At 58.3% G+C, this 6,404-nt stretch carries 6 protein-coding genes; all 6 read right to left on the bottom strand.

Annotated features, from left to right (window positions below):
• A partial coding sequence (gene msrQ, locus NTD82_RS05665) for a protein-methionine-sulfoxide reductase heme-binding subunit MsrQ (protein ID WP_262128047.1) occupies positions 1–619 on the bottom strand: 619 nt, incomplete at its 3' end.
• Positions 619–1,632, bottom strand: a complete 1,014-nt coding sequence (msrP, locus tag NTD82_RS05660) for a protein-methionine-sulfoxide reductase catalytic subunit MsrP (RefSeq protein ID WP_262128046.1) — start codon at positions 1,630–1,632, stop codon at positions 619–621. The genes msrP and msrQ, both read right to left, overlap by 1 nt.
• A 66-nt stretch (positions 1,633–1,698) precedes the next feature.
• Positions 1,699–2,556, bottom strand: coding sequence for a CDP-diacylglycerol--serine O-phosphatidyltransferase (gene pssA, locus NTD82_RS05655; RefSeq protein ID WP_095159772.1), 858 nt, complete (start codon positions 2,554–2,556; stop codon positions 1,699–1,701).
• A 146-nt stretch (positions 2,557–2,702) separates the two neighbouring features.
• Positions 2,703–3,719, bottom strand: coding sequence for a ketol-acid reductoisomerase (gene ilvC / locus NTD82_RS05650; RefSeq protein ID WP_095159771.1), 1,017 nt, complete (start codon positions 3,717–3,719; stop codon positions 2,703–2,705).
• 54 nt (positions 3,720–3,773) lie between these two features.
• On the bottom strand, positions 3,774–4,265 hold the full coding sequence (gene ilvN, locus NTD82_RS05645; protein WP_042125802.1) for an acetolactate synthase small subunit: 492 nt from the start codon (positions 4,263–4,265) through the stop codon (positions 3,774–3,776).
• 1 nt (position 4,266) lies between these two features.
• Positions 4,267–5,991 carry an acetolactate synthase 3 large subunit gene (locus NTD82_RS05640; RefSeq protein ID WP_095159779.1) on the bottom strand — a complete coding sequence of 575 codons (1,725 nt, stop codon included), beginning with the start codon at positions 5,989–5,991 and terminating at the stop codon, positions 4,267–4,269.
• Between the last annotated feature and the right edge of the window lie 413 nt (positions 5,992–6,404).

Here is a 6,404-nt window from a genome sequence, read left to right as displayed (position 1 = left end):
AAACTTTTGTTACAGGCCCCGTTTTGCGCCCGCCCAGACGCGGCAACCGCTGCCCGATAGCTGGGATCCGAAGCAACAACAGCCCGGCGCCGATCACCGCATAGACAGTCCATTCCTTGAGGTCCGCTCGAACTACCCAAAGGAAGTGCAGCAGCCCTAGCCCCAGAATGGCGTACACCAACTTGTGCAGCTTTTTCCAGCGCGCACCCAATCGGCGCTGACTGAAGCGATTCGACGTTACCGCCAGACTGAACAAGCCGGTAAACCCCAAAACCCCGACGATGATATAGGGCCGCTTGCGAAGCTCGACCGCCAACTGCCCCCAATCCAGACCAAGAATAAAGAAGAGGTACGCACTCAGGTGCAACGCAATATAGGCAAAGCACCACAAGCCCAACTGCCGGCGCACGACGATCCAGCCGGACCACCCTGTTAAACGCTGCAAGGGCGTCATGCTCAATGTGATCAGAAGAAAGATAAGCCCACCCAGACCCAGCCGATCCACCAGGACCTTTCCCGGATCAGGACCCAGCGCGAAGATCCATGCCTGGTAAAGCCATAATAGCGGCCAGATGGAAGCCACTATAAAGATGCACAACCGGAACAGTGGGTAGCGCATCAGTAGTTCGTCCTCAGGTCCAGCCCGGTGTAGAGCCCACTCACCTCTTCGGCATAGCCGTTGAACATCTGGGTGTCGCGAACATTGGGACTGAACAGCCCGCTCGGTAAGCGCCGCTCCCGCGCCTGGGTCCAGCGAGGGTGATCCACCGTCGGGTTCACGTTGGCATAGAAGCCGTACTCTTCCGGCGCAATGCGCTGCCACGTGGTTTGCGGCTGCTCCGTGACCAGACTGATCCGAACAATGGACTTGATGCTCTTGAAGCCGTACTTCCAAGGAACCACCAACCGCAACGGAGCGCCATTCTGGTTCGGCAACTCTCGGCCATACATACCCACCGCGAGTATAGCCAATGGGTTCATTGCCTCATCCAGACGCAACCCTTCTACATATGGCCAATCGATCAAGGCGAAACCCGAACGCTGGCCTGGCATATGCCGAGGATCTTGCAGCGTCTCGAAACGCACGTATTTAGCCTTGGACGTTGGCTGAGCCCCTTTGATAAGAGCCGAAAGCGGAAAACCCAACCAGGGAATGACCATTGACCACGCTTCCACGCAGCGCAGCCGATAGATGCGCTCCTCCAACTGGTAAGGCTTCATGAAGTCTTCCAGCGCGTAGCGGCCCGGCTTACCCACCTCGCCATCAATGACCACCGTCCACGGCGAGGTGGGTAGCCCACCGGCATTCTCGGCGGGATCACCTTTGTCGGTGCCGAACTCATAGAAGTTGTTGTAGTGCGTAGCATCCTTGAAAGGCGTTATAGCTTCACCCTGCACTGTCACGGCCTGCCAACGGGTTTCGGGAAGTTTTGCATTGAACCAGTCCGCAGCCTTGCCGGGCTCTACGTCGGCATAGCGCGACACCTCCCCCGCTCCGACCCATCGAGGCAAGCCGGCAATCGCCAGACCGGCCATCGAGCCACCCAGCAAAGTACGACGGGAAAGGTAGATTGATTCAGGCGTGACCTCCGACTCAGAGCAGTCGGAGGCCCGGGGGAACTTGATCAGCATGATGACTCCGCAGAACCGCTGGACAGATGCAGCAGTAGACTACGAAGTCAGGGAGAAATTACATCACTACTCGGCGTTTTTCCGGCGACGCATGCGCAGCAGGTATTGCGCGGGCCCGGAAGCCGCGTAGGCAAGGAACACCAGCAGCAGGATGCGTGGCGGATCGCTGAATACCACGGCGAAAACCAGTACCACGGCCAGGATCGCGACGAAGGGAACACGCCCCTTCAGATCCAGCTCCTTGAAGCTGTTGTACTTGATGTTGCTGACCATCAGCATGCCAGCGCCCGCAACCAGCAGCGCCACCAGGAACGAAAGCTTCGACCCCTGGATACCGAAGTCACTGAACGCCCATACCGTACCCGCCACCACACCGGCGGCTGCCGGACTGGCCAGGCCGATGAAATAACGCTTGTCGGCCTTGCCGACCTGGGTGTTGAACCGGGCCAGACGCAGTGCCGCGCCCGCAACATAGATGAAGGCGACCATCCAGCCGACTTTGCCCATATCGCCCAGTGCCCAACCAAAGGCCAGCAATGCAGGGGCTACACCAAAGGCGACCATATCGGACAAGGAGTCATACTCCGCACCGAAAGCACTCTGGGTATTGGTCATACGGGCCACGCGACCATCAAGGCCGTCGAGCACCATGGCAACGAAGATGGCAATGGCTGCGAAAGCGAAATACTTGCTCGCCTCGCGAGGATCACCAGCACTCAGCGCGCTCTGGGCGCTCATGGAGTTGATGATCGAATAGAAACCGGCGAACAGGTTCGCGGTGGTGAAAAGGTTTGGCAGCAGATAGATACCGCGGTGCCGGACTTTGCGTCCTTCGGCGTCATGCCCTTCTTCGACATGCTCATCGATCGGTAGCAGGCTTTCGGCGTCAGAGGCCTTGTTCGGCTCTTCGGGACGTTCGCTCATGGACATTACCTTGCAACGGGGTGGAGTTTTCGACAAAGGTTTGCGGCGAGGGTTCGCCGACAAACGGATGAAAGCTTATACCAGAAGCTGACCCCGGAAATGAAAAAACGCGGCCTAAGCCGCGTTTTTCATCGCATCAGGACCAATCAGTTCTTGGCCTTGTCGACGATTTTGTTCGCCGAGATCCAAGGCATCATCGAGCGCAGTTGCTCGCCGATGACTTCGATACCGTGAGCGGCGTTGTTACGACGCTTGGCGGTCATGGATGGGTAGTTGGTAGCGCCTTCGCTGATGAACATCTTGGCGTACTCGCCGTCCTGGATGCGCTTCAGAGCGTTGCGCATGGCCTGACGGGATTCGGCGTTGATGACTTCAGGACCGGTCACGTACTCGCCGTATTCGGCGTTGTTGGAGATCGAGTAGTTCATGTTGGCGATACCGCCTTCGTACATGAGGTCAACGATCAGCTTCAGTTCGTGCAGGCACTCGAAGTAGGCCATTTCTGGCGCGTAGCCAGCTTCAACCAGGGTTTCGAAACCGGCTTTGACCAGCTCGACGGTACCGCCACACAGAACGGCTTGCTCGCCGAACAGGTCGGTTTCGGTCTCGTCCTTGAAGGTGGTTTCGATGATGCCGGTACGGCCGCCACCGACGCCAGCGGCGTAGGACAGAGCGACGTTCTTGGCGTTGCCCGAAGCGTCCTGGTAGATAGCGATCAGGTCAGGGATACCGCCGCCTTTGACGAACTCGGAGCGAACGGTGTGGCCTGGTGCTTTCGGCGCGATCATGATCACGTCGAGGTCGCCACGTGGAACGACCTGGTTGTAGTGGATCGAGAAGCCGTGGGAGAACGCCAGGGTAGCGCCCTGCTTGATGTTCGGCTCGATCTCGTTCTTGTACAGGTTGCCCTGGAACTCGTCCGGAGTGAGGATCATGACCAGGTCGGCAGCAGCGACGGCGGTAGCAACGTCAGCAACTTTCAGGCCGTGAGCTTCAGCCTTGGCAACAGTAGCCGAACCTTTACGCAGACCGACGGTGACATCCACACCGGAGTCCTTCAGGTTGCACGCTTGAGCGTGGCCCTGGGAACCGTAACCGATGATGGCAACTTTCTTGCCCTGGATGATCGAGAGATCGCAGTCTTTGTCGTAGAAAACTTTCATGAAATACCCCTGGTTATCTCGGCCTTGTTCAGGCCATTCGCTAATTTTGTCGAGTTAGATACTGAGCACTTTGTCGCCACGGGCAATGCCGGTGACACCACTGCGCACGGTTTCAAGAATGGACGCGGTGCCGATTGCCTGAATGAAGCTGTCGAGCTTGTCGCTGGTGCCGGTCAACTGCACGGTGTACACACTGGCGCTGACGTCGACGATCTGCCCACGATAGATATCGGTGGTGCGCTTGATCTCGGCGCGCTGTGCACCAGTGGCCTTCACTTTGACCAGCATCAGTTCGCGCTCGATATGAGCACTTTCCGACAGGTCGACCAGTTTGACCACTTCAACCAGTTTGTTCAGGTTCTTGGTGATCTGCTCGATCACCTCATCGTGGCCCACCGTGGTCAGCGTCAGACGCGACAGGGTCGGGTCTTCGGTTGGCGCAACGGTCAGGCTTTCGATGTTGTAGTTGCGTTGCGAGAACAAGCCAACGACGCGGGACAGGGCACCGGGTTCGTTTTCCAACAGCAGGGAAATAATGTGCCGCATATCAGGTACGCTCCGTCTTGCTCAGCCACATGTCGCGCATCGAACCGTCCTTGATCTGCATCGGGTAGACGTGTTCGCTGTTGTCGACCTGGATGTCGATGAACACCAGGCGGTCCTTGAGGGCGAAGGCTTCTTCGAGCTTCGGCTTGAGGTCCTTCAGGCTGGTGATGCGGATACCCACATGACCATAGGCTTCAGCCAGCTTGACGAAGTCAGGCAGCGACTCCATGTAGGAATGCGAGTGGCGGCTGTTGTAAGCCATGTCCTGCCACTGGCGAACCATGCCCAGCACGCCGTTGTTCAGGTTGACGATCTTGACCGGCAGGTCGTACTGCAGGCAGGTCGACAGTTCCTGGATGTTCATCTGGATGCTGCCTTCGCCGGTGACGCAAGCAACATCGCTTTCCGGGAAGTTCAGCTTGACGCCCATGGCCGCCGGGAAACCGAAGCCCATGGTGCCCAGGCCGCCGGAGTTGATCCAGCGGTTCGGCTTGTTGAAGCGGTAGTACTGCGCCGCGAACATCTGGTGCTGGCCAACGTCGGAAGTGACGAATGCATCACCACCGGTAACTTCGCACAGTGTCTCGATAACGGTCTGAGGCTTGATGACGCTGCCATCCCCTTTGTCGTAAGGGAACATGCCGCGATCGCCGCGCCATTCTTCGATCTGTTTCCACCAGGCATCGATCGCTGCCTTTTCAGGCTGCTCGCCGATTTCGCGAACGGTAGCGAGCATCTCGGTCAGAACGCTTTCAACCGGACCAACGATTGGCACGTCAGCCTTGATGGTCTTGGAGATCGACGCCGGGTCGATATCGATATGGATGACCTTGGCGTTCGGGCAGAACTTGGCCGGACCGTTGACAACGCGGTCGTCGAAGCGTGCGCCGACAGCGAGGATCACGTCGGCGTGGTGCATCGCCAGGTTCGCCGGGTAGCTGCCGTGCATGCCGAGCATGCCGAGGAACTGGCGATCAGTGCCTGGATAGCCACCGAGCCCCATCAGGGTATTGGTGACTGGCAGGTTGAGCAGTTGCGCAAGCTCGGTCAGCGGCGCGGAGCCACCACCGAGGATCACGCCACCACCGGCGTAAACGATCGGACGCTTGGCCGCCAGGAGCATTTCCGCAGCCTTGCGGATCTGACCGGAGTGACCGCGAACGGCCGGGCTGTAGGAGCGCAGCTTGACCTTCTTCGGATAGACGTACTCGAACTTCTCGGCCGGGTTGGTCATATCCTTCGGAATGTCGACAACCACCGGACCAGGACGGCCGGATTGCGCAAGGTAGAAGGCTTTTTTCAGGACTTCAGGGATTTCCGAGGCATGCTTGATCATGAAGCTGTGCTTCACGATAGGCCGGGAAATACCGATCATGTCGGTTTCCTGGAAGGCATCGGTGCCGACCATGGTGCTAGGCACCTGACCAGACAGGATGACCATCGGGATCGAGTCCATGTAGGCGGTGGCGATGCCGGTGATGGCATTGGTCGCACCTGGACCGGAAGTCACCAGTACCACGCCGGCTTTGCCGGTGGCACGGGCGTAACCGTCCGCCATATGGGTAGCTGCCTGCTCGTGACGAACCAGGATGTGGTTCACTTCCGGTTCTTTGAACAGAGCATCGTAGACATGAAGAAGAGCACCGCCTGGGTACCCATAGATGTGCTTAACGCCCTCGTCACGCAAAAAGCGGACGACCATTTCAGCGCCAGATAAAAGCTCCACGTTGTTCACCTCTAAAACGCCAGAATACCGTCCACTCCGGGACGGGTCTTAATAGGTTTACTGCCAAGCAGAGCATGAGCGACGAAGTCGCCGACTACGTCAGCACTGACTGAGCAAGTATTGGGAGCGCCCCAAAGTGTTGCGGGGTTTTCCCACCCAGCGCGAGGTAACGCGTTGCGGGGTGTAACAGGTCGGCGCGGGTGTGCGCCTCATGATCTGCTTAGCGGGTCTGCTTCTGGCAGTCCCCCTACAGCGGACTTTGGATTGTTCTGATTCGAACTGCCCAAGTCAAGTGATCTTCAAGGTTTAATTCCAGCCGGGACGCTCTGCCAGCCGGGCGGAAACGTTTGCCTGGCTGTCGCAATCGCTCTGCCACAACGACGCGGGGCCGCCAAAGCGGCCCCCGCGGGTTA

The organism is Pseudomonas sp. 5P_5.1_Bac1, assembly GCF_025466015.1.
GTDB lineage: Bacteria > Pseudomonadota > Gammaproteobacteria > Pseudomonadales > Pseudomonadaceae > Aquipseudomonas.
This window is presented reverse-complemented; position numbering and strand designations above follow the sequence as displayed.

Excerpts from the sequence above, each read along its gene's own strand:
- msrP (WP_262128046.1), bottom strand. The coding sequence starts at position 1,632 with ATGCTGATCAAGTTCCCCCGGGCCTCCGACTGCTCTGAGTCGGAGGTC.
- ilvN (WP_042125802.1), bottom strand. The coding sequence starts at position 4,265 with ATGCGGCACATTATTTCCCTGCTGTTGGAAAACGAACCCGGTGCCCTG.
- pssA (WP_095159772.1), bottom strand. The coding sequence starts at position 2,556 with ATGAGCGAACGTCCCGAAGAGCCGAACAAGGCCTCTGACGCCGAAAGC.
- ilvC (WP_095159771.1), bottom strand. The coding sequence starts at position 3,719 with ATGAAAGTTTTCTACGACAAAGACTGCGATCTCTCGATCATCCAGGGC.